This is a genomic window from Streptomyces sp. NPDC058459, from assembly GCF_042721685.1.
Lineage (GTDB): Bacteria > Actinomycetota > Actinomycetes > Streptomycetales > Streptomycetaceae > Streptomyces.
In genome coordinates, this window is record NZ_JBHXLV010000426.1 from 1 (window position 1) to 1,235 (window position 1,235).

Consider the following 1,235-nt stretch of genomic DNA (forward strand, 5'->3'; position numbering starts at 1 on the left):
GGTCCCGCCCTTTCTTCATGCGCCGGGGATCAGTCCTCGGGGGTGTCCTTGATCTGGACGGTCTTCGGCTCGACGCCCTCGGGCTCGTCCTCGTCCGTGGGCTCGTCGGGCTCGGCACCGGCCTCGTCGGCGGTCGTGGTGTTCTCATCGACCAGAACCGTCACCACGGTCTCGGTCGCGCTCTCGGCGTCGTCCTCGTCCATCGCGTCGACGAACTCGACACCGTCCAGCTCGGCGAGACGGTCGGAGGCGTCCGTGCTGCCGTCCCGGTCGGCCTCGACGGCCTTGCCGAACCACTCCCGCGCCTCGCTCTCCCGGCCGGCGGCCAGCAGGGCGTCCGCGTAGGCGTAGCGCAGGCGGGCGGTCCAGGGCTGGACGGAGTTGGAGGCCAGCTCCGGGCTCTGCAGCGTCACGATGGCCGCGTCCAGCTGGTCCATGTCACGCCGGGCACCGGCCGCGACGAGCCGCATCTCGACCTGGCCGGCCTTGTCCAGCTTCTGCACCTCGGGGGCGCCGGCCATGTCCAGCGCCTTCTCCGGACGCCCGAGCCCACGCTCGCAGTCGGCCATCACGGGCCACAACTCGGTGCTGCCGGTCATCCGGCGCGCGGCACGGAACTCGGCCAGGGCCTCGCTGTACTTCTGGTTCGCGTACGCCGCGAAGCCGGCGGCCTCACGCACGGCGGCCACGCGGGACGCCAGCCGCAGGGCCACCCTGGAGTAGCCGTAGGCACCCTCGGGGTCCTCGTCGATGAGCCGGGCGACCATCACCAGGTTCCTGGCGACGTCCTCGGCGAGCGTCTTCGGGAGGCTCTGCAACTCCTGGCGGACGTCCTTGTCGACCTCGTCGCCGGTGACGTCCTCGGGGATCGGCAGCCGCTTGATCGGCTCACGGTCACGGTCCCGCTCGTCACGGAACCGGCCGCCCTCGCGCCGGTCGTCCCCCCCACGGTACCCACCGCGCTCACCGGGCCGCGAGCCCCGGTCGTCGCGGCCACGGTATCCACCACGGTCGCCGCCCCGGTCGTCCCGGCCACGGAACCCGCCCCGGTCGCCGGAACGGTCGTCGCGGCGGTCGTCACGCCGGAAGGAGGGACGGTCCCCACCACGACGGTCGTCGTCGCGGCGGAACGGAGGGCGGTCGCCGGAACGCTCGTCACGGCGGAACGGGGGACGGTCGCCACCACGGTCGTCACGACCCCGGAACCCACCACGGTCGCCGGAACGGTCGTCGCC

At 73.2% G+C, this 1,235-nt stretch carries 1 protein-coding gene; it reads right to left on the reverse strand.

Translation table 11 applies throughout. The annotated features are described in order from the left end of the window. Nucleotides 1-29: 29 nt before the first annotated feature. Entirely contained in the window at nt 30-875 is an 846-nt protein-coding gene (locus tag ACFWN1_RS33340; RefSeq protein WP_384370529.1) for a hypothetical protein, read from the reverse strand. Between the last annotated feature and the right edge of the window lie 360 nt (nt 876-1,235).